This window comes from Actinoplanes lutulentus (assembly GCF_003259845.1).
Lineage (GTDB): Bacteria > Actinomycetota > Actinomycetes > Mycobacteriales > Micromonosporaceae > Actinoplanes > Actinoplanes lutulentus.
In genome coordinates, this window is sequence record NZ_QLMJ01000004.1 from 217576 (window position 1) to 240659 (window position 23084).

Below are 23084 nucleotides of genomic sequence, written 5' to 3' on the forward strand. Positions count from 1 at the left end.
CAGCACCCGGGTGGTCCCGGCATGCCGCCGCAGGGGGACGGTAGGCAAGGGCCGGGTCCTCAGGGCCGGTTCGGCGGTACGCCGCAGCCTGGTGGTCCTGTCGGGCCGCCGCGTCCGCAGCAGGATCCCGGGTTCCGCGAGCCCGGTCTCCAGGGTCGTCGTCCCGAGCACCAGGGTGGCTGGCCCGGCCAGGACGGCCGGCCTGTCTCCGACCAGCAGGGTCTCCGGCTCGGTCCGGATGGACGGCCGATGTCTGAGCAGGGCTCTCGTCCGGCGCACGAGCAGGGTGGGCGTCCAGGGCACGAGCAGGGTGGGCGTCCGGGGCACGAGCAGCAGGTTCCGCGGCTGGGTCTGGACGGGCGTTCGGTGCCGGGTCAGGTTTCGCCGGCTGGGCCGGCCTACGGCAGTGCCCGCCCGGCACCGCCCGAGGCTTTCCCGGCATATGCCGACGAACGCCGTACTCCACGCGAAGGCCGCACCCCGGAAGCGCCGTTCGACCTGCGCCCGGTCCCCCAGGATCGGAACGCGCCGGCTCCGTCGCGCCCCGCACCGCAACCGACACGCGTCACTCCGCAGCAGCCGGTCATGCCGCCTGCCGCGGTCTACCCGCACGCCCAGCCCTCACCGGCCGGCCCCGGCGTTCCCCAGCCCCACCCCGCCTCCGGCCCGGTTCGCCCGGCCGCCGGTCCGGGTGGGGGTGGCCTTCCTGTGCAGCCGGGTTCTGGGCCGGCGCGGCATGGCGTGGTTCCGGTGGTTCCTGGTAACGGCGGCGAGGGCATCCGGCCGGCTGGTTCGGGTCCGATCGCGCCTGTTTCCGGGCCGGGATCTGCCGCTCCCGTGTCCGGGCCGGCGCCGATCTCCGGCTCGGGCGTTTCCTTCCGCCCGGAGGAGTCCGGCGACAGTCAGAACCGTTTCCACGCCGGGGAACAACTCCGGGGCGGATCCCACTTCCAGGGCGGCGAGCCGCCACGCCACGGCGACCGCTTCCCGACCGGCGCCCAGCCGCGCGGCGAGGAGCGCTTCCCGGGCAGCGAGCAACCGCGCCGCGAGGAACGCTTCCCGACCGGCGAGCAGCCTCAGCGGGAAGAGCGTTTCCCGACCGGGGAGCAGGTGCGCCGGGATGAGACCGGGCGCGCGGTTGACGCGCGGCAGGCTGATCTTGCTGGGACGCAGGAGGCGGACTACGAGCATCGGCAGGTGATCGACCCGCGCCGACTGGGGACGCACGCTGCCGGCCCTGATCTCGGGACTGTTGCTGGTTCGCCGGCGGAGGCAGTCATTCCGCCGGTGGAACGACGTCCCGCCGCGCACTCTCGGCCTGACGAACCCGTCGCGCCGGTCCGTCGTGAGGAGCCTGCTGCTCCCGGGGTTCCGGTTGAGCCCGCTGCGGCTGAGGAACCGCACGGTCTTGGCTGGTTGCTTTCGATGAGTGGGCTCGGCGCGACCACGCCGGTTCCCGAGGCGGAAGCCGAGCCTGAAGCTGAGCCGGAGGTCGCGCCCGAGGTGCGGCCGCAGGGCTGGTTCGCGCCCGCCATCGAATCCGACGAGGAAGCCGAAACCGACAATTCGGCTCTGGAAGAGCCCGCCGCGGGGCATATCGTCGCGGAGGAGTTGGTCGCCCAGCAGTCCATCGCCGAGGAGCCGATCGCCGAGCAGTTCGTCGCCGACGAACCGGTTCTCGTCGCTGAGCAGTTGGACGTCGAGGAGCCGGTCGTCGCCGCTGAGCGGTTGGACGTCGAGGAGCGGGTCGTCGTCGAGGAGCCGGTTCTCGGCGAGGAGCCGGGCGTCTTCGACGGGGCTGTCAGCGATGGGGCTCTTCTGGCGGAGACTCTCACCGTTCGGTCGATCGCGCAGGATCTGCCCAGCAGTGAGCTTCCTGTCGAGGAATTCGTTGTCCAGCAGCCCTTCGGTGAAGAACTGGTTTCCGAGGAGGCCGTTGACGAGGAAACTGTCGCCGAGGAGCCTGCGGTCGACGTCGCGCCCGTTGTCGAGGAGCCTGCGGATCGGCTCGCCGACGCGGTGATCGTCGACATGCCGGTACCCGCCGCGTTTGTCGCTGACGAGCCCGTTGTCATTCGGCACCTCGCGCAGGCGTCGCTCGATGACGAGCCTCTTGCCGAGACGCCGGTCGCGGGCGGCCCGATCCCGTTCGAGCCGGACGTGACCGAGCCCGAGCCGATCGAGCCCGAGCTGACCAGGCACGAGCCGATCAGGCACGAAGCGATCGAGCACGAGGTCGTCGGCTCAGAGGTGGCCGGCTCAGAGGTGGCCGGTTCAGAGGTCGCCGGGCCAGACCTGAGCGAGCCGGACACGGACGCTGCGAACGTGGACGTGCTTGAGGCTGACGTTCCTCAGGCCGTTGACGCGGGCGCCATTGACGCGGGCGCCATTGACGCGGGCGCCATTGACGCGGGCGCCATTGACGCGGGCGCCATTGACGCGGGCGCCATTGACGCGGGCGCCATTGACGCGGGCGCCATTGACGCGGGCGCCATTGACGCGGGCGCCATTGACGCGGGCGCCGCTGACGTGGACGCCGCTGGCGGGTCGGGGGGCGAGGCTGGCTTCGGTGGTGGGGTCGCTGTTGAGGAGCCTGATTTTGACAAGGACTTCGCTGAGTTCCAGTCCTTCGGGGAGCTGACGGCCGAGGAGCCGGCCGACGGTCGGCCGGGCTTTGACCAGCCTTTTGCTGACTTCCAGTCGTTCGGCGGCTCAGCGCCTGCCGATGAGGTCTCCGACGAGCCGGCCAGCGAGATCGTCACGGCGCCGGTCGCTCTGCTGGAGCCGGCTACCGAGCCGATCACCACGCCGACCACCACGCCGGTCGAGGCAGCGGCGGTCGAGACAGCCCCCGTCGAGACAGCCCCCGTCGAGACAGCGGCGGTTGAAGCAGCGGCGGTTGAAGCAGCGGCGGTTGAAGCAGCGCCGGTTGAGGCGGCTGTTGTTGCCGCTTCGACTGCTGAGACGGCTCCGGCTGGGGAGCGTGCGCCTGTCGCCGCGGTCAGGGCTGAGAGCCCCGTCGACGCGGTGTTGGAATCCCGTCTGTCCGAAAAAGGCCAGGCGGCCTCGGAGGGCTCGGATCGGCCTGCTTTGGGCGTACCCAAGCGGGAGCCGGTGCGGCAGCGCCGGGACCAGCGGTCGGTGGGTGACCGGCGGCGGGCTGATCCTGAGGAGATTTTGGCGTCCTACGCCTGGACCTTCGATCCGGAGACCCTGCGTGAGCAGGTCGATGAGCCGGACCGGCTCGGTGATCTGATCGATCGGCTGACCGACCGGCTGGAGTTCGCCGAGCGCGACAACGTGCGGGCTGGGCTGCTGAGCCTGCGGGCTGTGGTGTCGCGGGTTCTCGGTGACCTGGACGAGGCGCTCGAGGACGCGCGGGAAGCGGTTCGGCACGCTGAGGCCAGCGGGGAGCTGCGACCGGTTTCGATCGCTCAGGCTCGGTTGGCGCACGTGTTGCAGTGGCGGGGTGAGTTCGCTGAGGCGGACCGGCTCTACGCACAGGCCGATTCGGTGGAGCTGCCGTCGCGGACCCGGGCTGAGATCTTCGAGCTGGCCGGGCGGTCGGCGTTTGAGCAGGGGCGGTTCCTGGAGGCGGTGAATCACTTCGAGCGGGCGCTCGACGTGCGGCAGGGCGGTGACCCGGAGCTGATCGAGCGGGCCGAGATGGCGCTGGACGCGATCACTAAGAAGACCGCGTCGCAGAGCTGGGGGCCCTATCCGCGCAGTCGCGACGAGCTGCTGGGGCGGGTCACCGCGCCGATGCCGCTGCTCGACGACGGCGCCGGGTTGTGGGGATTCGCGGCCGCGGTCGAACCGAGCTTCGCCGAGGTGCGACCGTTCGCCGAGGGCGCGGCATGGGTACGCCGACCCGACTCCCCCGCGTGGGAGCTGATCGACCCGTCCGGAAATCCCCTGATAAATCGGGAATATCTCCAGGTGCAGTCCTTCGCCGAAGGGCTGGCCTGGGTTTCCCGGCAGCCCCAGGGCGGCTGGTTCGTGATCGACCGGCAGAACCGCGCGGTGGTGAACGGACAGTTCGAGGACGCCCGGCCGTTCCGGCGGGGTATCGCGCTGATCCAGCAGGGCGGCGTCTGGGGCGCCGTCGACCGGCACGGCCGGATCGCGGTGCCGCCGGGCTGGCCGGCGTTCGCGACGACGCTGCACATCGGCGGCGACCTGGACGGGTTCAGCGACGAGGGCCTGGCCGTGGTCAGCGCCGGCGAGCGCCTCGGTGTGCTGGACCGGACCGGCCGGCTCGTGGTGGAGCCGTTCTTCGAGAAGCTCGTGATCCACCCGTCGGCGTTCCTGGTGTCGCAGAACGGCCGGTGGGGTGCGCTGACGCGTAAGGGCGAGCCGCTGGTCGACCTGGTCCACGAGGACCGGGCAGCGGCGGTGGAAGCGATCGAAGAGGAAGCACGACCAGTCCTGTAGAAACAGGGGATGAAGCACCGTCATCTCGGCCGCTCCGGCCTGCTGGTCAGCGAGATCGCCTACGGCAACTGGATCACCCACGGTTCCCAGGTCGAGGAGGATGCCGCGCTCGCCTGCGTGCGCGCGGCCCTCGACGAGGGCATCACCACGTTCGACACCGCCGATGTGTACGCCGGAACCCGCGCCGAAGAGGTGCTGGGCCGAGCCTTGAACGGCGAACGCCGCGAAGGGCTGGAGATCTTCACGAAGGTCTACTGGCGTACCGGGCCGGGCGCGAACGACAGCGGGCTGTCCCGCAAGCACATCATGGAGTCGATCGACGGTTCGCTGCGGCGGCTCGGCACCGAATACGTCGACCTGTACCAGGCGCACCGGTTCGACCACTTCACGCCGCTCGAGGAGACCATGGAGGCCTTCGCCGACGTGGTGCACCGGGGCAAGGCGCACTACATCGGGGTGTCCGAGTGGACCGCCGGTGAGATCCGGGCCGCCAAGCCGCTCGCCGACGAGCTGAAGATCCGCCTGGTGTCGAACCAGCCGCAGTACTCGATGCTGTGGCGGGTCATCGAGGCCGAGGTGGTGCCCGCCTCCGAGGAGCTCGGGCTGGGCCAGATCGTCTGGTCGCCGCTCGCCCAGGGTGTGCTGACCGGCAAGTACAAGCCCGGTCAGCAGCCGCCGGCCGGTTCGCGGGCCACCGACGAGAAATCCGGCGCCGGGTTCATCGCCCGCTGGCTGGAGGACGACGTGCTCACCGCGGTGGCGCGTCTCGAGCCGATCGCCGCCGAGGCCGGGCTCACCATGGCCCAGCTCGGCGTGGCATGGGTGCTGCAGAACCCGAACGTCTCCGCCGCGATCATCGGCGCGTCCCGGCCCGAGCAGGTACGCGACAACGTCAAGGCATCCGGCGTGGAGCTGGACGCCGGCCTGCTGAAGGCGATCGACGAGATCCTGGACCCGGTCGTGACCCGGGACCCGTCGCTCACCTCCAGCCCGGCCAAGCGTCCTTGATCAGGTGCTGCTCCAGAACCGCATGAGGTCGAAACCGAGTGCGTAGAGCCACGGCTCCACGTTGATCAGCCCGGCGAGCCAGTTCACCGCCACGTAGAAGTACTCACCCACCTGCGTCTGCCAGAGCAGCAGGAACAGCAGGAGGAAGCCCCACGGGGCGACGAGGTTCCAGGCGCGCTGGTACGCCGGGCTGAACCACGGCGAGATGATGCTGCCGCCGTCCAGGCCCGGCACCGGGAGGAAGTTGAGCACGCTCGCCGTCACCTGGAGGAACGCGAGCAGCGCCAGCGCCGCCCAGAACTCCAGATGCCCCGAGTCGCTCAAGCTGTACTGACCGGTGACCGTCGGTGCCAGTTCCGGTGCCATCCCGGCCAGGAACGGCACCGCCACGACCAGCGCGAGGACCACGTTGGTCAGCGGTCCGGCCGCGCTGATCAACGAGTCCTTGAGCCGGCTGCGGATGTACTGATGGTCGATCCAGACCGCGCCGCCGGGAAGGCCGATGCCGCCGAGGATCACCACGATCACCGGCAGCACGATCGAGAGCAGCGGGTGGGTGTACTTCAGCGGGTTCAGCCGCAGGTAACCCCGGTCGGCCACGCTCAGGTCACCGGAGAAGAACCCGGTGAGCGCGTGCGCGTACTCGTGCAGGCAGAGCGAGATGATCCAGCCCGAGATAACGAAGAGAAAGACGTCGATCCGGACGTTCCCGAAACTGGTCCAGGTCATGACGCCACTGACCGCGAAGACCGCGACGATCCCGACGAAGACCGGGCTCGGCAGGAAGGCGTTGCGCGGTGTACGCGTGAAGACCGGTTCGTAAGTCACGTCAGTCCGCCGGCGTGAGACTCATCTGGTAGTCGACCCGGTCGTCCTCGACCAGCACGACCGTACTGACGCCGGTGGTCTGCAGCTGGCGCCACTCCTGACCGATCCAGGACTCGGCGTCCGCCTGGCTGCTGAACGTCTCGGCGGGTCCTTCGACCGGCTTACCGTCGACGTCCTCGTACCGCCAACTCCACGGCATAAGCCGCCCCCTCACGTCGTCTGCGTCGGTGGGCTTCCACCCTACGGCTTGTCCGCGTGCGGACCGGCTCTAAGGTACGGGGCATGTCCGAAGATCGGTGGAACACGGTCCTGGTGCTCGGCGGAATCCGCTCCGGCAAATCCGCGTTCGCCGAATCCCTGGTGGCAGACGCGCCGTCGGTACGGTACGTCGCTACCGCGATCGGCGGCGAGGACGACCCTGAATGGCTGGCCCGGATCGAGGCGCACCAGCGCCGGCGTCCGCAGTCGTGGTCGACCGAGGAGACCGGACCCGACCCGACCAGGCTCACCGCGCTGCTCACCGAGGCCAAGCAGGACGAAACGCTGCTGGTCGACGACCTGGGCGGCTGGGTCGCGGCGGTGCTGGACCCGGCCCGGCAGCCCAACGACGACGAGGCCGACGTGGCCGCGCTGGCCGAGGCGGTCCGCGGGTGTGCGGCGCGTGTCGTGCTGGTGAGTCCCGAGGTGGGTCTGTCGCTGGTGCCGGTCACGCCGATCGGGCGGGCGTTCGCTGACGCGCTGGGTGTGACGAACCAGGCACTCGCGAGCGCGTGCGACGGCGTGGCGCTTGTGGTGGCCGGGCAGACGACGTGGCTGAAGAGGGAGATCCCGGCCGAGCGTCTCGAGCCGAAGCCGGCGCAGCCGGTGGCAGCGGCCACGCCGGCCCCGCCTCCCCCGCCGGTGCGGACGCCGGTGGTCGTGACACCGGCCAAAGAAGAGCCGGCCGAAGAAGAACCGACCGCGAATTTGAGCGCCGCTCTCTCCGGCGCCACCATGACTCTCCCGCTCATCTACTCCGGTCTCACCGAGATCGCCCCCGGCATGGACCTCCCCCTGCCCAGCAGCGACGCCGGCCCGGACGCCCGGGAACGCCTCGGCACCCTGGACCTGCCCGGCGCCGGCATCGGCGCGCTGGCCGAGGCCGTCGAGTTCGCCGCCGCCACCCAGGACACCACGACACCACGGCCGTGGTCCGCGGTCCGGGTCGTGCTGATCGCCGGCGGCCACGAGGGTGACGCCACCGCCGGAAGCGACCTGGCCGACATCGAACGCCGGGTCACCGAGGCCGAACTGGGCACCGGCCTGCTGGGCCGGCTCGCCGGTGAGGCCGGCGCGGACATCTCGGTGCTGCGTGCCGGAGCGGCCGGCGCCATGGAGGACGGCCCGGTCACCGGCGACGAGACGGTCGAAGCCTCGCTGCGTCAGGGCTGGCAGCTCGCCGACGCCGCCGCCGACGCGGGCAAGGACGCGATCGTGCTGGCCGGCCTGGGCGCCGGCCTGGAAGCGGTCGCCACCGCGGTGCTCTCCGCCACGACCGGCGCCGAGCCGGTCGCGATGCTGCCCCGGGTGCTGGTGCCCGGCGGCCGGTACGACGACCACGCCTGGATGGTCCGCTGCGCGGCGGTACGCGACGCCCTGCACCGCATCCGCCAGGAACCCCGTGGCGCCAACGACATCCTGCGCGAACTCGGCGGCCCGGCCCTGGCCGTGGCGACCGGCGTGCTGCTCGGCGCGGCCGCCCGCCGCATCCCGGTGCTGCTGGACGGCCCGCTCGGCATCGCGGCCGGCCTGGTCGCCCGGGACCTGGCGAGCCAGACCCGGCACTGGTGCCTGCTGCCGGAGGCGGGCACGCTCGCGCTGGTCAAGCAGGGCGCCGACGTGCTGGGCCTGACGCCGGTGCTGCAGATCGGCCTGGACCTGGGCGAGGGTGCCAACGCTCTCGCGGTGCTGCCGGCGTTGCGTACCGCGATCGGTCTGGCCTCGATCCTTCCGGTGCACCCGGGGATGATGGCGGATCACGAGGTTGTTTGACGGGCTCCGGCTCGCGATCACCACGCTGACCGTTCTGCCGCTGCGGGCCAGTCGCTGGGACCGCCCCACAGCCGCCGTGGCGATGTCGCTGGCCCCTCTGGTGGGCGCGATGATCGGCGTGGCTCTCGCGGGCGTCTCCGAGGGTCTCCGGGCGCTCGGATCGCCCGCTCTGGTCGCGGCCGGCGTGACGGTCGCGGCCGGCGCGCTGCTGACCCGCGGGCTGCACCTGGACGGCCTGGCCGACACGGTGGACGCGCTGGGGTCCTATCGCTCCGGCGATAAAGCCCTAGAAATCATGAAAAAAGCAGACATCGGACCGTTCGGCGTGGCGGCGGTCGCGACCACCCTGCTGATTCAGGCCGCCGCGCTCACCGAAGCCGGCGCCCTCGCCGTCATCACCGCCTGGGCCACCGGCCGCCTCGCCATCACGGTCGCCTGCCGCAAGGGAGTGGAAGCCGCCCGCCCGGAAGGCCTGGGCGCCATGGTCGCGTCCACTGTGCCGCTCCCGGTGGTCCTGACGGCCGCGGCCGCCGTCGCCGCTCTCGCGACTGCCGCGACACCGGGCCGTCCCTGGCAGGGGCCCCTCGCCGTCGCCGCCGCACTCACCGTCGTGGTCCTTCTCGTGCGCCATTGTGTACGCCGATTCGGCGGCATCACCGGCGACGTCCTCGGAGCAGCAGTCGAGTCAGCCACGACGGTGGCCCTGATCGCCCTGACCCTGGGCTGAAATCAGCGGACCGACGGGGTCACGAACGGCAGCTTGACCAGCTTGGCCTCGACGCGGCGGCCGCGGATGTCGATCTCGACGACGTCGCCCTCGGTCAGGCCGGCCGACGTGTCGAGCAGCGCCAGGGCGATGCCCACCTTCTTCGTCGGCGAGAACGTGCCGCTGGTGGTCTCACCCAGGTCGCGCTCCCCCGCGTACACATGCATGTGACCGCGCGGGATCCCGCGGCCGGTGATCTCCAAACCGGTGAGCCGGCGGCGGGGTCCGGCGGCTTTCTCCGCGATGAGCGCGTCCCGGCCCCAGAAGGCGGGCTTGGTCCAGCCGACTGCCCAGCCGGAGCGGGCCTGCACCGGGGAGATCTCCAGGGAGAGTTCCTGGCCGTGCAGCGGGTAACCCATCTCGGTCCGCAGCGTGTCGCGGGCGCCGAGGCCGCAGGGGCGCACGCCGGCGTCGATCAGCGCGTCCCAGACCGCGACGGCGTCGTCCCAGCCGACCACCAGCTCGTAACCGTGCTCGCCGGTGTATCCGGTGCGGCAGACGATCAGCTCGGCGCCGTTGAGCGTGGCGGTCTCGAACGACATGTAGTCGTGCGCGGTCGGCAGGCCGAGTTTCGCGAGGACCTCGGCGGACTGCGGGCCCTGCACGGCCAGGACCGCGTGCGAGCGGTGCTCGTCGGTGACCGTGATGCCGTCCGGCGCGGCCTCGACGAGGCGGCGGACGACCTCGGCCGTGTTCGCCGCGTTCGGGATCAGGAAGACGTGGTCGTCGCCGTACAGGTACGCGATCAGGTCGTCCACCACGCCGCCGGAGGAGTCGCAGCAGAGCGTGTACTGCGCCTGGCCGGGCTGGATGCGGCCCAGGTCGTTGGTGAGGCAGGAGTTCACGAAATCGGCTGCGCCGGCGCCGCGTACCTGGGCCTTGCCGAGGTGGGAGACGTCGAAGACACCGACGCCTTCGCGGACCGCGGCGTGCTCGCGCAGAACGCCGCCGCCGGCGTATTCGAGCGGCATGTCCCAGCCGCCGAAGGCGGCGAACTTCGCGCCCAGCGCGGCGTGGCGTTCGTGCAGCGGAGAGTGGAGAAGCTCGGCAGACATGAGACTCAACTTACCGGTGACCTTGGGGCTGGTTAGAGTCGCGGGGACAGCTACTTGCTTTCCCACCAGCCGGGAGCGCGCCCACCGGTGGCGCCCGGCCCCGACGTCCCGGAGTGCCCGAGTGACCCAGCCCAGCCTCAGCCTGGTCGACACCGACCCGGCCGAATTGGCGGTCGATGCCATCGTCATCGGCCTGCACAGCCAGCCCGAGGAGGACGGCGCGCTGCTGCCCGCCGCCGGCGCCGAGAGCATCGCCGCGGCGTTCGACGGCAAGCTGACCGCGACGCTGGCTCTGCTCGGCGCGAGCGGCGCCCCCGGTGAGGTGACGAAGCTCGCCACGCTCGGCACGGTCGCCGCGCCCCTGCTGATCGCCGTCGGCCTCGGCAACGAGCCGACCGGCCCCGCCCCCGACCTGGAGACCCTGCGTCGCGGCGCCGGCGCTGCGGTCCGCGCGCTCGCCGGCAGCGGTACGGTCGCGCTGGCCCTGCCGTCCGCCGACGAGGACGCCGCGCCGGTGCTGCGCGCCGTGCTGGAAGGCGCGCTGCTCGGCGGATACCGGTTCGCCGGTTACAAGACGAAGCCGCAGAAGAACCGCCGCGACCCGGTCGCCGCGCTCCAGGTGCAGGTGCCGGACGCGTCCGACGAGACCGCGCTCGCCGAGGTACGCCGCGCCGAGGTGGTCGCCCGCGCCGTGCGGCTGACCCGCGACTGGGTCAACGAGCCGCCGAACGTACTGCGCCCGGCCGACTTCGCCGACCGTGTCGTCGCCGAGGCCGAGGGCACCGGCCTGGAGGTCGAGGTCCTCGACTTCGAGCAGCTCAAGGCCGGCGGTTACGGCGGCATCGTGGCGGTCGGCCAGGGTTCCGAGGCCCCGCCGCGGCTGGTGAAGCTCACCTACACGCCGGAGGGCGTCACCGACCCGAAGCGGGTCGCGCTGGTCGGCAAGGGCATCACGTTCGACACCGGCGGCGTCAGCATCAAGCCGTCGGCCGGCATGTGGGAGATGAAGTCCGACATGGCCGGTGCGGCCGCCGTCGCCTCCGCGCTGCTCGCGATCGCCGCGATCAAGCCGGGCGTCGCGGTCTCCGGTTATCTCGCGATCGCCGAGAACATGCCGTCCGGGTCGGCGTACCGGCCGGGTGACGTGATCACGATGTTCAACGGCAAGCGGGTCGAGGTCTTCAACACCGACGCCGAGGGCCGGATGGTGCTCGGTGACGCGATGGCGCGGGCCTGCGCCGACGGCACCGATTACCTGTTCGAGGCGTCCACTCTGACCGGCGGGCAGGTGATCTCGCTGGGCAAGCGGATCTCCGGCCTGATGGGTTCGGACGAGGCGACCGCGCTGGTCGAGGCGGCCGGCGCGGCGGTCGGCGAGCCGGCGTGGCGGATGCCGCTGCCGGACGACGTCCGCAAGGGCATGGAGTCGGAGATCGCCGACATCTGCCAGACGAACGCGAACCTGGACCGGGCCGGCCACATGCTCCAGGGCGGCGTGTTCCTGCGGGAGTTCGTCACCGAGGGTGTCGAGTGGGCGCACATCGACATCGCCGGCCCGAGCTATCACACCGGTGAGCCGAACGGTTACTGGACGAAGGGCGGCACCGGCGTGCCGATCCGCACGTTCCTCCAGCTCATCGACGAGCTCTAGAGACGTTTCTGCCGCTCGTTGTAATCACGCATCCGCTGCGGGTAGCCCATCAGCTTGACGTCGTAGATCGGCATCGAGAGCTGGTGGGCGAACCGCCGGGCGATCTCCGGTGATTCGATCCGGCGCCGGGTCCACTCGCCGTCGTGTGCGACAAGCAACACGGTGGTCTCGGTCACTGTGGTCTGCGGTTCGATGAATGCCTCAACACCGCGCCTGGAGCGTACGAATTCCGTAAGATGTTGCAGATCTGCCTGGTTCACCGGCCGGCCGCTGGGGCCACCGGAACTCCGACGTCGCCGAAACCAAGCCACTGTGCCTCCCCGCGTACGATCCGCCAAGCGTACGGCGACGCGCCGAGTCCAGGGGCACCTGACTGCATTGACCGGGTCCGCAAGTGACAAGATGTCAGTGACGGGACTGTGACCGTTTCCATTGTGTGACCCACACGGAGACGATGCGACCACTGGAGTCAACGTGAGCCAGCCCAACGGCGAAACCTTCGACATCGTCATTCTCGGCGCCGGTAGCGGTGGGTACGCGGCCGCGTTGCGTGCGGCCGAGCTCAACCTCTCGGTAGCCCTGATCGACAAGTCCGAACTGGGCGGCACCTGCCTGCACCGCGGTTGCATCCCGACCAAGGCGCTGCTGCACGCCGCCGAGATCGCGGACCAGACTCGCGAGAGCGAGCAGTTCGGCGTCAAGGCAGATCTTGTCGGCATCGACATGGCCGGGGTGAACGCGTACAAGGACGGCGTCGTCAGCCGCCTCTACAAGGGCCTCACCGGCCTCCTCGGCCACAACAAGAACATCACGGTCGTCGCCGGCGAGGGCAAGCTCGTCAGCAAGGACACCGTGGAGGTTGCCGGCCAGCGCTACACCGGACGCAACATCATCCTCGGCACCGGCTCGTACTCGCGCTCGCTGCCCGGCCTCGAGGTCGACGGCAAGCGGGTGCTCACCAGCGAGCACGCTCTGAAGCTGGACCGCGTACCGGCCTCGGCGATCGTGCTGGGCGGCGGCGTGATCGGCGTCGAGTTCGCCAGCGTCTGGAAGTCGTTCGGCGCCGACGTCACCATCATCGAGGCCCTGCCCCGACTGGTCGCCGCCGAGGACGAGGAGATCTCGAAGCAGGTCGAGCGCGCCTTCCGGAAGCGCAAGATCAACTTCAAGGTCGGCAAGCCGTTCGAGAAGGTCGAGAACACCGAGAACGGTGTCAAGGTGACCATCGCCGGCGGCGAGACCATCGAGGCCGAGGTCCTTCTGGTCGCGGTCGGCCGCGGCCCGGTCACCGCCAACCTCGGGTACGAGCAGCAGGGCATCACCCTCGATCGCGGCTTCGTGATCGTCGACGAGCGTCTGCGCACCGGCGTCGGCAACATCTACGCCGTCGGCGACATCGTCCCCGGTCTGCAGCTCGCGCACCGCGGCTTCCAGCAGGGCATCTTCGTCGCCGAGGAGATCGCCGGTCTGAACCCGGCCGTGATCGACGAGGCCGGCATCCCGCGCGTCACCTACTCCGACCCCGAGGTGGCCTCGATGGGCCTCACCGAGGCGAAGGCCAAGGAGAAGTACGGCGCCGACAAGATCTCGTCGTACAACTACAACCTCGGCGGCAACGGCAAGAGCCAGATCCTGAAGACCGCGGGCTTCGTGAAGCTGGTCCGGGTCAACGAGGGCCCGGTCGTCGGCATCCACATGGTCGGCGCCCGGATGGGTGAACTCGTCGGCGAGGCGCAGCTCATCTACAACTGGGAGGCCTTCCCCGAGGAGGTCGCCCAGCTCGTACACGCCCACCCGACGCAGAACGAGGCGCTGGGCGAGGCCTTCCTCGCGCTCGCGGGCAAGCCCCTGCACGCGCACAGCTGATCTGCACGTTCATCGCGTTAAGGAGTTTGGGGAAAAATGCCGGTATCGGTAACCATGCCGCGGCTGGGAGAGAGTGTCACCGAGGGCACCGTCACCCGCTGGCTCAAGCAGGAGGGCGAGCGGGTCGAGGCGGACGAGCCGCTGCTCGAGGTCTCCACCGACAAGGTCGACACCGAGATCCCGTCGCCAGCGGCGGGCGTGCTGACCCGGATCGTGGTGGGCGAGGACGAGACCGCCGACGTCGGCAGCGAGCTCGCTGTCATCGCCGGTGACGGCGAGGACGCCGGCGAAGCCGCTCCCGCCCCGGCCCAGCAGGAAGAGGCCGAGCCGGAGCCCGAGCCCGCTGCTCTCGACACCCCGTCGACCGAGAAGCCGGTCGAGGAGGAGGCCTCCGCCCCGCAGACGGCGGCCCCGTCCGGTGGTTCCGCCGAGGGCACCGCGGTCAAGATGCCCGCACTCGGTGAGAGCGTCACCGAGGGCACCGTGACCCGCTGGCTCAAGCAGGTCGGCGAAACCATCGAGGTCGACGAGCCGCTGCTCGAGGTCTCCACCGACAAGGTCGACACCGAGATCCCGTCGCCCGTCGCCGGCACCGTCCTGGAGATCAAGGTCGCCGAGGACGAGACCGCCGACGTCGGCGCCGAGCTCGCCATCATCGGTACGCCGGGCTCCGCGCCCGCCGCCGAGACGAAGCCCGAGCCGAAGCCCGAGCCCAAGGCGGAGCCGAAGCCCGAGCCCAAGCAGGAGGCGCCGGCGCAGCCCGCACCTCAGCCGCGGATCGAGTCGGCCCCGGCACCGCAGCTGGCTCCGGCCGCCGAGGCCAAGCCGGCCACCCCGGCCCCGTCCCAGCCGGCCGCTCCGGCCGCCGAGACGGTCAAGTCGAACGGCGCCGGCGACGCCGGTTACGTGACGCCGCTGGTCCGCAAGCTGGCCGCCGAGAAGGGCGTGGACCTGTCCTCGCTCGCCGGCACCGGTGTCGGTGGCCGCATCCGCAAGCAGGACGTGCTGGACGCCGCTGAGAAGGCCGCTGCCGCCAAGGCCGCTGCCGCCGCTCCGGCGCCCGCTGCCACCCCGGCCGCTGCCCCCGCCAAGGCCGCTCCGGCCAAGGCGGAGCCCAGCCCGCTGCGTGGCCGCACCGAGAAGCTGACCCGCATCCGCGCCACGATCGCCCGGCGCATGGTCGAGTCGCTGCAGGTCTCGGCGCAGCTCACCACGGTCGTCGAGGTGGACGTCACCAAGATCGCCAACCTGCGGAACAAGGCGAAGGCCGACTTCCAGGCCAAGCACGGCGTGAAGCTCACCTTCCTGCCGTTCTTCGCCCTGGCCACGGTCGAGGCGCTGCAGCAGCACCCGGTGGTCAACTCCTCGATCGACGTCGAGGCCGGCACGGTCACCTACCACGGCTCGGAGCACCTGGGCATCGCGGTGGACGCGCCGAAGGGCCTGGTCGTCCCGGTCATCAAGGAAGCCGGCGACCTGAACCTGGCCGGGCTGTCCAAGCGGATCGCGGACCTCGCGGACCGGACCCGCAACAACAAGATCGGCCCGGACGAGATCGGCGGCGGCACCTTCACGCTGACCAACACCGGCAGCCGGGGTGCGCTCTTCGACACCCCGATCATCAACCAGCCGCAGGTCGGCATCCTCGGCCTCGGCGCGGTCGTCAAGCGCCCGGTGATCGTGAACGACCCGGAGCTCGGCGAGATCATCGCGCCGCGCTCGATGGTCTACCTCGCGCTCAGCTACGACCACCGGATCGTGGACGGCGCGGACGCGGCCCGCTTCCTCGGCACGCTCAAGGAGCGGCTGGAAGGCGGCCACTTCGAGGCCGATCTCGGTCTGTAAACAGCACGTGTGACCGGGGGCATACCGAAAGGTGTGCCCCCGGTTTGTTTTGCGGTGAGAGATCTTCGGGAAAGAATCAGCACATGCGGATCGTCATGGCGGGTGCCTCAGGCTTCCTCGGCACCAGGCTCGTGGACCGGCTGCGCCAGAGCGGCCACGACATCACCCGGTTGGTACGCCGACCGACCCAACGTCCCGACGAGGCCACCTGGGACCCAGCGCAGGGCCGGCTGGACCTCTCGGTGCTGGCCGGCGCCGACGCGGTGATCAACCTGGCCGGGGCGAACATCGGCGACCACCGCTGGACAGCGCGCTACAAGCGGGTCCTGCGCGACAGCCGGCTCAACACCACCGGCACCATCGCGCGCGCCCTGACACAGCTTCCGGAGGCCGATCGCCCCCGCACCCTGCTCCAGTCCTCCGCCACCGGCTGGTACGGCGAGACGGGCGAACAGGCGGTCACCGAGGACGCCTCGGCCGGTTCCACGTTCCTGGCCGACCTGTGCCGGGTCTGGGAAGCCGCCGCCCGTCCCGCCGAGGACGCCGGTGTCCGGGTGGTGCTGCTGCGTACCGCGCCGGCGATCGATGCGGGCGGCTCGCTGATCAAGCCGCTGCTGCTGCCGTTCAAGATGGGCGCGGGCGCCCGGATCGGCGGCGGACAGCAGTGGATGGCCTGGGTGGCGCTCGCCGACTGGCTCAACGCGGCCGAGTTCCTGCTGGAGCGTGAGGACGTGGCCGGCCCGGTCAACATCGTCGCGCCCAACCCGGTCCGCAACATCGACTTCACCAAGGCCTTCGCCCGGACGCTGAACCGGCCGGCCCTGCTGGCGGTGCCCGGCCCGGCGCTGGACCTGGTTCTCGGCGAGCTCGCCGGTGAGGCTCAGCGCAGCCAGCGGATCCTGCCGGGAGTGCTGTCCGGCGCCGGTTTCGCGTGGGCGTACCCGACGATCGAGGGTGCTCTGTCGGCCGCGCTGCGACCCGATCACGCAACGGTTACCTGAGCGTTGGCCATGAAGGCAGTGATGGCCCCCTGATTGCGGGGTCGCTCTTGCTAACCTGCCGCTGATGTCCGTAACCGCCCCCGCCCCCGCCGCGTCCGCCGATCCCCCGTCCGACTCCGCGGCGTCACCGCCGAGATCTCGGCCGTGGCGTGCGCATCTGACCGTCGCCGTGATCGCTCTGGCGCTCGCCGTCTATGTGACGAGCGGGCTGTGGCGCGCGCCGTACCAGCATGTTCTCTCCGACAACGTCGGTGACCAGGCATGGTTCGAGTGGCTGCTGGGCTACGGCGTCTACATGCTGAGCAACGGCGCCAACCCGTACTTCACCGACATGATGAACGCGCCGCTCGGGGTGAACCTCGCGGCGAACACGTCGATCACGGTGTACTCGGTTCTCTTCGCTCCGCTGACCCATGTGGCCGGGCCGCAGGTCACATTCGTGACGATCCTCACGCTCAACCTCGCCGGGTCGGCCTTCGCGTGGTACCTGTTCTTCCGCCGCTGGCTCGCGGTGAGCCCGATCGCCGCCGGGCTGGCCGGCCTGTTCTGCGGGTTCGCGCCCGGCTTCGTCTCGCATGCGAACGGTCACCTGAACTGGTCGGCCGGCTGGGTCGCCCCGTTCGTGCTGTGGCGGGTGATGAAACTGCGCGAGGAGGGCCGCTGGCTGCGTAACGGCCTGCTGCTCGGCGTCTGCCTCGCGGTCGGCTTCTCGATCGCGCCGGAGGGCCTGTTCTTCACCGCGATCGCGAGCGGCGTGTTCATCGCCGTGTGGTCGTTCGCCAAGGCGGTCAAGCACGAGGCGATCGCCGCGGTCCGGACGGTTCTGAAAGCGCTCGGTGTGGCCGCCACGGTGGCCGGTGCGCTGCTGGCGTACCCGCTCTACATGCACTTCGCCGGGCCGCAGTCGTTCTCCGGCACCGGCTTCAACCAGCGGTACTTCGTCGAGGACGTAGCGGCTTACCTCGCCTTCCCGAGCCGGTCGGTGGCGGCACTGTTCGGACTCGGCTCCGAGCTCGGCCCCAATCGGACCGAGGAGACGTCCTTCTTCGGCGTACCGTTGCTGATCTTGATGCTTGTCGCTTTTGTGATCCTCTGGCGGCGGGCGGAGCCCGGCCGCCGCGCCACGCTGCGCGCGGTGGGCGTGACCGGTGCGGTGTTCCTGGTCCTCTCCTGGGGCCCGCGGCTGAACTGGATGGGCGCTGAGCTGCCCATCCCGCTCCCCTACGCCGCGCTGGCCTACGTGCCGCTGTTCGACTCGGCGCTGCCGCTGCGGTTCGCGCTCGCCTTGGTCGGCGTCTTCGGGATCCTGCTCGCGTTCCTGGTCGACGACCTGCTGCGCGGCCGGGAAACCAAGAACACCCGGATCGGCCTCTGGGCCGCCATCGCGGTGAGCCTCATCCCGATCTTCCCGCTTCCGGTACGCGTCCAGGACCGCGCCACCGAGCCGGACTTCATCGCGAACGGCACCTGGCAGCAGTACGTCACCGAGGGCGGCGTGCTCACCGCGCTGCCGTTCGCGCTGAACGTGCACGCGGACGGTCAGCGCTGGCAGGCGTACACGATGGCCCGCGGCGGCGCGCAGTTCCGGATCCCGGACGGGTACTTCCTCGGCCCGATGACCACCGGCGAGGAGGGTCGCAAGGAGATGGGGCGGATCGGCGCCCCGCCGCTCTCCACCGACTGGCTGTTCACCCGAGCGGCACTTTATGGGTACGTTCCACGGCTCACCAACGCCGATCGGGAACGCGCCCGGTCCGACCTCGCGTACTGGGATGTCGAGGCGATCTTCCTGGCCGACGAGATCACCGGGTCGGATCACAAGATCCTGTTCCGGGAAGCCGTGAAGACGGCCGCGATCCAGCTGTTCGGCGAGCCCGAGCGGGTCGACGACGTGCTCCTGTGGCGGATCCGCCCGGGAGTCGACCCGGTCAGTAAGTGAGTACGCTGGCTGCTGTGACTACTGATGTGCTGACCGTCCTCCGACCCGGTCTGGTCGATTACGTCCAGGCGTGGGAAGAGCAGAAGCGTGTCCACGAGGCTGTCGCCGATGGTTCCCGGCCGGACACGATCCTGCTGCTGGAGCACCCGAGCGTCTACACCGCGGGCAAACGCACCGAGGCCGCCGACCGGCCGTTCGACGGCACACCCGTCGTCGACGTCGACCGCGGCGGCAAGATCACCTGGCACGGTCCGGGCCAGCTGGTCGGTTACCCCATCCTGAAACTGCCGGACCCGGTCGACGTGGTGGCCTACGTCCGCCGCACCGAGCAGCTGCTGATCGACGTGTGCGCCGAGTTCGGCGTCATCGCGGAGCGGGTCGAGGGCCGCAGCGGCGCCTGGGTCCGAGCAACTGACGGCGGCCTCGACCGCAAGATCGCCCAGATCGGCATCCGCGTCGCCCGTGGCGTGACCCTGCACGGCTTCGCACTGAACTGCGACTGCGACCTGCAGAACTTCAACAACTTCATCCCGTGCGGCATCCGCGACGCCGGCGTGACCTCACTGAGCGCTGAGGCCGGCCGCCCGATCACGGTGGCCGAGGTGCTCCCGGTCGTCGAGCGGCACCTGCCTACGCTGTTCTGATGGCTCTTTACCGCGATCCCCGTGACAAGCGGGTCTTCGTCCCGAAACAGGGTGGTGGGGTGGCGCTCAACTTCGGCCACCCCGTCGCCTGGACGATCCTGGTCATCACCACCATCGTCCCGTTCACCATCGTCGCCGTGGTAACCCTGGCAGTGCTCCTCTAGCCCCACCCCCGCACACAAGATCCGACCCAGCGGGCTGTCGCTGCTGGCCCGGCTGCGGCCCGGCTGCCCGGCTGTGGCGCTGCTGGCCACAGCCGGCCCGGCTGTGGCCCGCTGGCCCGGCTGTGGGCCCGCTGGTCAATTGCGGTAGCTGCTCAGCGAGGGCTGCGTGAGTTGGAACCGCGGTCGGGCGTGTTCTGCCGCCGCAAGTTTTCGTCGCCGTGGGGACGAGCCGTAGCTCAGACACCTCATAGAGCCCGATGACCTATCTGAGCGACGGCTCGCCCCAGCAGCCGGTTCGCCGCAACCGAATCCGGTCCGCCCGCCGGGCAGCGCCGGGCAGCGCCGGGCAGCGCCGGGCAGCGCCGGGCAGCGCCGGGCAGCGCCGGGCAGCGCCGGGCGCATCAAACCGCGAGCGCCCCGCCCGGTGTGTGTCGAGTTAGGGCGCGTATCGAACCCAAAATCGACACGGGCAGGCGATTCGCAGGGTGCGTGTCGAGTTGGGGCGCGTATCGAACCCGAAATCGACACACTCGTCTGGCCTGCGCGATCTTGGGCCTTGGTTCCCGTCGGGGTGTGGTTGGGGGACCACGATCGCCACGGAAGGACTGAGGGCGGACCAAACGAAGCCAGCGTGTCGACTTTGGGCGCAATCCGCACCTCAACTCGACACACAGCTCACAAACGAAGCCACCGTGTCGACTTTGGGCGCAATCCGCACCCCAATTCGACACACGGTCGGTGCGCCAGCACGGTCAGCGCGGCCAGCGCCGTCAGCACAGCCAGCACGTCAGCTCCGCCGGCACGGTCAGCGCAGTCGGCGCGGTCGGCGTGGTCCGCGCGGGTTGTCTGTGTTTGGGGGGTGCTGGTGGGCGGGACCTTGACCCGGCAGCCGTCGCCGGTGGGCGCGCAGCGGCCGGGAGTGGGCAATTGGTCGCGGTGTAGGCCCGGTGCGGCCGTTGATGCGTTTGTCGGGCCCCGGTCACGCGTACAAAAGCGTAAGCGTGACCGGAGCTCCTGGAATGACCCGCGTCAGGGTGCGAGCCGCTGCAGGTCGCGGGGGAAGGCCGTCACCTCGCGCACGTTGGCGGCGCCGACCAGGCGTGCGACCAGGCGTTCCAGGCCGATCGCCCATCCGCCGTGCGGTGGCATGCCGTAACGGAAACCGTCGAGGTAGCCGCGGTAGGGCTCCAGGGACTCGCCTTCCAGCGCCTTCACGTAGTCGTCGTAACGATGCAGCCGCTGGCCGCCGGTGACGATCTCCAGGCCGCGGAAGAGCAGGTCGAAGCCGTTCGAGTACCGAGGGTCGGCGGACGGATGCGTGTAGAACGGCCGCTTGCGCATCGGATAGCCGGTCACGTAGACGAATTCGGAACCGTGCTCGCGCAGCGCCCACTCGCCGAGGGCCCGCTCGTGCGCCGGGGCGAGGTCCGGCTCGTCCGCGGGCGCGCCCGCGATGCGCAACGCCTCGGCGAAGTGCACCGCCGGGATCTCGGCCGGCACCGGCGGAGGCACGAAGCCGGTCCGCGTGGTGATCTCCTCGAACATCCCGGCGAGGGTGTCGCGCAGAGCGGCCATGACGTCGCGGTGGTCGGTGATGAAACCCATCTCCGCGTCGAGTGACGTGTACTGCGCGAGGTGCCGCGCCGTGTCGCTCGGCTCGGCGCGGAACACCGGCCCGACCTCGAAGACCCGCTCGAAGACGCCGACCATGAGTTGCTTGTAGAACTGCGGCGACTGCGCCAGATAACCGGGCCGTCCGAAGTAGTCCAGTTTGAACACGTTCGCGCCGGACTCGGTCGCCGACTCGACGATCTTCGGCGTCTGGATCTCGATGAACCGCTGCGCTTCGAGGGCCTTGCGGAACCCGGCGGTCGCGGCGGCGGCGATTCGCAGGTTCCGCGCGCGCGCCGGATGCCGCAACGCCAGCGCGGCATGGTCCAGCTGGGCGGGAAGGCCCGCGCTCAGCGCGGGTCGATGCAGTTCAAACGGCAGGGGTACGTCGACACGGCTCAAGATCGCAATCTCCGGACCGGTCAGTTCGACGCCACCCGGCGCCTGCTCGTTGGCCGTGACCGTGGCCGTCACTTCGACGACACTGCCCTCGGTGAGCTGCTCCGGCGCCTCCGTCATGATCACCTGACTGAACCCGGCGGCGTCGCGGACGATCAGGAACGCCACTTTTTTCAGCTGCCGTACTCGATGGACCCAGCCGGCGATGGTGACTTTTTCGCCTTCGTGCGCGGCGAGTTCGGTGGAGAGGATGCGTTGCATCGCGGGTTACCTCCTCTAGGTGCTGCAACGCGGCCCCAGGGAGGTGTGGGCGAGCGGGATCCTCGCGGTGCCACCACACCTTCACGCCCGCTTGTCGCGGGCGCCTCTTGGTCTTGCTCGGCTCAGGGGTGTCTTCGCGCTCCGGCGTCGGGCCACCATCACAGCTGTCGGTGGCTCTCTCGGCCGGCGGATCGGAGCGGTACTCGGTCCCATCACTGCCGTGACCGGAAGGTTAACGGGGTGCTTCCAGGGGCGCATCCGATTTTGCTGCGCTTACCGTGATCGCTCTCACAGAAACGGCTACGTGAGCCTCGTCGCCCACGCGATACGACCGGCTGTCTCGGGCGTAATCTCGGGTTGTGACTATTGCTCCCGAGGGCCGCCGCATGCTGCGCATCGAGGCGCGCAACGCCGAAACTCCCATCGAGCGGAAGCCGCCGTGGATCAAAGTCAAGGCGAAGATGGGGCCTGAATACACGCAGATGCGTGGCCTCGTCCAGAAAGAGGGCCTGCACACGGTCTGCCAGGAAGCCGGCTGTCCGAACATCTACGAGTGCTGGGAAGACCGCGAGGCCACCTTCCTGATCGGCGGTGACCAGTGCACCCGCCGCTGTGACTTCTGCCAGATCGACACCGGCAAGCCGGCCGAGTTCGACGCCGACGAGCCCCGCCGCGTCGGCGAGTCCGTCGCCACGATGGGCCTGCGGTACGCCACGGTCACCGGCGTCGCCCGCGACGACCTGCCCGACGGTGGCGCCTGGCTCTACGCGGAGACCGTCCGCCAGATCCACAAACTTCAGCCGGGCTGCGGCGTCGAGCTGCTGATCCCCGACTTCAACGCGGACCCGACGCAGCTCGCCGAGGTCTTCGGCTCAGCGCCCGAGGTGCTCGCGCACAACGTCGAGACGGTCCCGCGCATCTTCAAGCGGATCCGTCCCGGCTTCCGTTACGAACGATCCCTCGACGTGATCACCCAGGCCCGCAAGGCCGAGCTGGTCACCAAGAGCAACCTGATCCTGGGCATGGGCGAGGAGCGCTCCGAGATCTCGGCGGCGCTGCGCGACCTGCACGCGGCCGGCTGCGAGCTGATCACCATCACGCAGTACCTTCGCCCGACACCCCGCCACCACCCGGTCGAGCGCTGGGTGAAGCCGGAGGAGTTCGTCGAGCTGCGCGAGGAGGCCGAGCAGATCGGCTTCGCCGGCGTGATGAGCGGGCCGCTGGTCCGTTCGTCGTACCGGGCGGGCCGCCTCTACAAGCAGGCCCTCGACGCCCGAGGCTGACACGTTTTTCGCACGAGTGCCCCGGAAGCTGCCCAGCTTCCGGGGCTTTCGTTACTTCTTCGACTTCTTGCCCTTCTTCCCGGAGCCGGCGCCCGCCGGGTCGGGGGCGACCATCGGCATCAGCTGGTTCGCGAAGATCAGCACGAAGGGCGCGACCCAGGCCCACCAGGGCACAGCGGAGTCCGGCCCGAACAGGGCTTCAACAACCTGGTACGTCATGTCGAGAGCGTTGTCCACGATCGGCCTCCGAAGGGGTGAAGGGCTTCAGCCCTATGTATCGGAGGTCACCCGGCCGCTC

Annotated in this window: 18 protein-coding genes; 12 read left to right on the top strand and 6 right to left on the bottom strand. The window is 70.2% G+C overall.

What is annotated here, in order from left to right; all coding sequences use genetic code 11:
• The first annotated feature begins 249 nt into the window (after window positions 1–249).
• A complete protein-coding gene (locus B0I29_RS11305; RefSeq protein ID WP_146616761.1) occupies window positions 250–4434 on the top strand; it encodes a WG repeat-containing protein in 4185 nt (1394 codons plus the stop codon).
• A gap of 9 nt (window positions 4435–4443) precedes the next feature.
• Window positions 4444–5442 (top strand): aldo/keto reductase family protein, encoded by a 999-nt coding sequence (locus tag B0I29_RS11310; RefSeq protein ID WP_111648877.1) that lies wholly within the window; start codon window positions 4444–4446, stop codon window positions 5440–5442.
• Here B0I29_RS11310 and B0I29_RS11315 read toward each other — a convergent pair whose 3' ends face one another.
• Window positions 5443–6270, bottom strand: a complete 828-nt coding sequence (locus B0I29_RS11315; RefSeq protein WP_111648878.1) for a site-2 protease family protein — start codon at window positions 6268–6270, stop codon at window positions 5443–5445.
• A gap of 1 nt (window position 6271) precedes the next feature.
• Window positions 6272–6469 carry a hypothetical protein gene (locus B0I29_RS11320; protein WP_111648879.1) on the bottom strand — a complete coding sequence of 66 codons (198 nt, stop codon included), beginning with the start codon at window positions 6467–6469 and terminating at the stop codon, window positions 6272–6274.
• 83 nt (window positions 6470–6552) lie between these two features.
• Here B0I29_RS11320 and B0I29_RS11325 point away from each other — a divergent pair, with 83 nt between their 5' ends.
• Both B0I29_RS11325 and B0I29_RS11330 read left to right on the top strand, forming a co-directional pair.
• Entirely contained in the window at window positions 6553–8301 is a 1749-nt protein-coding gene (locus tag B0I29_RS11325) for a bifunctional adenosylcobinamide kinase/adenosylcobinamide-phosphate guanylyltransferase (protein ID WP_111648880.1), read from the top strand.
• Complete coding sequence (locus B0I29_RS11330) at window positions 8285–9028, top strand: adenosylcobinamide-GDP ribazoletransferase (protein WP_111648881.1); 744 nt, start codon at window positions 8285–8287, stop codon at window positions 9026–9028. Before B0I29_RS11325 ends, B0I29_RS11330 begins: the two co-directional genes overlap by 17 nt.
• A 2-nt stretch (window positions 9029–9030) precedes the next feature.
• Here the strand turns inward: B0I29_RS11330 and gcvT are convergent, their stop codons facing one another.
• The gene (gene gcvT / locus B0I29_RS11335; RefSeq protein ID WP_111648882.1) at window positions 9031–10122 is read right to left on the bottom strand and encodes a glycine cleavage system aminomethyltransferase GcvT; all 1092 of its coding nucleotides are present in this window, start codon (window positions 10120–10122) and stop codon (window positions 9031–9033) included.
• A gap of 121 nt (window positions 10123–10243) precedes the next feature.
• Here gcvT and B0I29_RS11340 point away from each other — a divergent pair, with 121 nt between their 5' ends.
• Window positions 10244–11773 carry a leucyl aminopeptidase gene (locus B0I29_RS11340; RefSeq protein WP_111648883.1) on the top strand — a complete coding sequence of 510 codons (1530 nt, stop codon included), beginning with the start codon at window positions 10244–10246 and terminating at the stop codon, window positions 11771–11773.
• On the opposite strand, the gene B0I29_RS11345 is transcribed toward B0I29_RS11340, so the two are convergent.
• Entirely contained in the window at window positions 11770–12084 is a 315-nt protein-coding gene (locus B0I29_RS11345; RefSeq protein ID WP_111648884.1) for a hypothetical protein, read from the bottom strand. The two genes, B0I29_RS11340 and B0I29_RS11345, sit on opposite strands and share 4 nt — an antisense overlap.
• 163 nt (window positions 12085–12247) lie before the next feature.
• Between B0I29_RS11345 and lpdA the strand changes: the two genes are divergently transcribed.
• The 6 genes from lpdA (at window position 12248) to B0I29_RS11375 (ending at window position 19232) form a co-directional block, all read left to right on the top strand.
• Window positions 12248–13639: a dihydrolipoyl dehydrogenase gene (lpdA, locus tag B0I29_RS11350; RefSeq protein ID WP_111648885.1), complete on the top strand. Its 1392-nt coding sequence runs from the start codon at window positions 12248–12250 to the stop codon at window positions 13637–13639.
• Window positions 13640–13675: 36 nt separating this feature from the next.
• Window positions 13676–15484, top strand: coding sequence for a 2-oxoglutarate dehydrogenase, E2 component, dihydrolipoamide succinyltransferase (gene sucB, locus B0I29_RS11355; protein WP_111648886.1), 1809 nt, complete (start codon window positions 13676–13678; stop codon window positions 15482–15484).
• Window positions 15485–15567: 83 nt separating this feature from the next.
• Window positions 15568–16485 (top strand): TIGR01777 family oxidoreductase, encoded by a 918-nt coding sequence (locus tag B0I29_RS11360; protein ID WP_111648887.1) that lies wholly within the window; start codon window positions 15568–15570, stop codon window positions 16483–16485.
• A gap of 64 nt (window positions 16486–16549) precedes the next feature.
• Window positions 16550–18424 (top strand): DUF6311 domain-containing protein, encoded by a 1875-nt coding sequence (locus B0I29_RS11365; protein ID WP_111648888.1) that lies wholly within the window; start codon window positions 16550–16552, stop codon window positions 18422–18424.
• A 14-nt stretch (window positions 18425–18438) separates the two neighbouring features.
• Complete coding sequence (gene lipB / locus B0I29_RS11370; RefSeq protein WP_111648889.1) at window positions 18439–19068, top strand: lipoyl(octanoyl) transferase LipB; 630 nt, start codon at window positions 18439–18441, stop codon at window positions 19066–19068.
• On the top strand, window positions 19068–19232 hold the full coding sequence (locus B0I29_RS11375) for a peptide ABC transporter substrate-binding protein (protein ID WP_111648890.1): 165 nt from the start codon (window positions 19068–19070) through the stop codon (window positions 19230–19232). The genes lipB and B0I29_RS11375 overlap by 1 nt, the downstream gene beginning before the upstream one ends.
• 1029 nt (window positions 19233–20261) lie before the next feature.
• On the opposite strand, the gene aspS is transcribed toward B0I29_RS11375, so the two are convergent.
• Window positions 20262–21503: an aspartate--tRNA(Asn) ligase gene (gene aspS, locus B0I29_RS11380; protein WP_111648891.1), complete on the bottom strand. Its 1242-nt coding sequence runs from the start codon at window positions 21501–21503 to the stop codon at window positions 20262–20264.
• A gap of 386 nt (window positions 21504–21889) precedes the next feature.
• On the opposite strand from aspS, the gene lipA reads away from it, so the two are divergent.
• The gene (gene lipA, locus B0I29_RS11385) at window positions 21890–22786 is read left to right on the top strand and encodes a lipoyl synthase (protein ID WP_111648892.1); all 897 of its coding nucleotides are present in this window, start codon (window positions 21890–21892) and stop codon (window positions 22784–22786) included.
• Between the two features lie 51 nt (window positions 22787–22837).
• Here the strand turns inward: lipA and B0I29_RS11390 are convergent, their stop codons facing one another.
• Window positions 22838–23023 (bottom strand): hypothetical protein, encoded by a 186-nt coding sequence (locus B0I29_RS11390; RefSeq protein WP_111648893.1) that lies wholly within the window; start codon window positions 23021–23023, stop codon window positions 22838–22840.
• Between the last annotated feature and the right edge of the window lie 61 nt (window positions 23024–23084).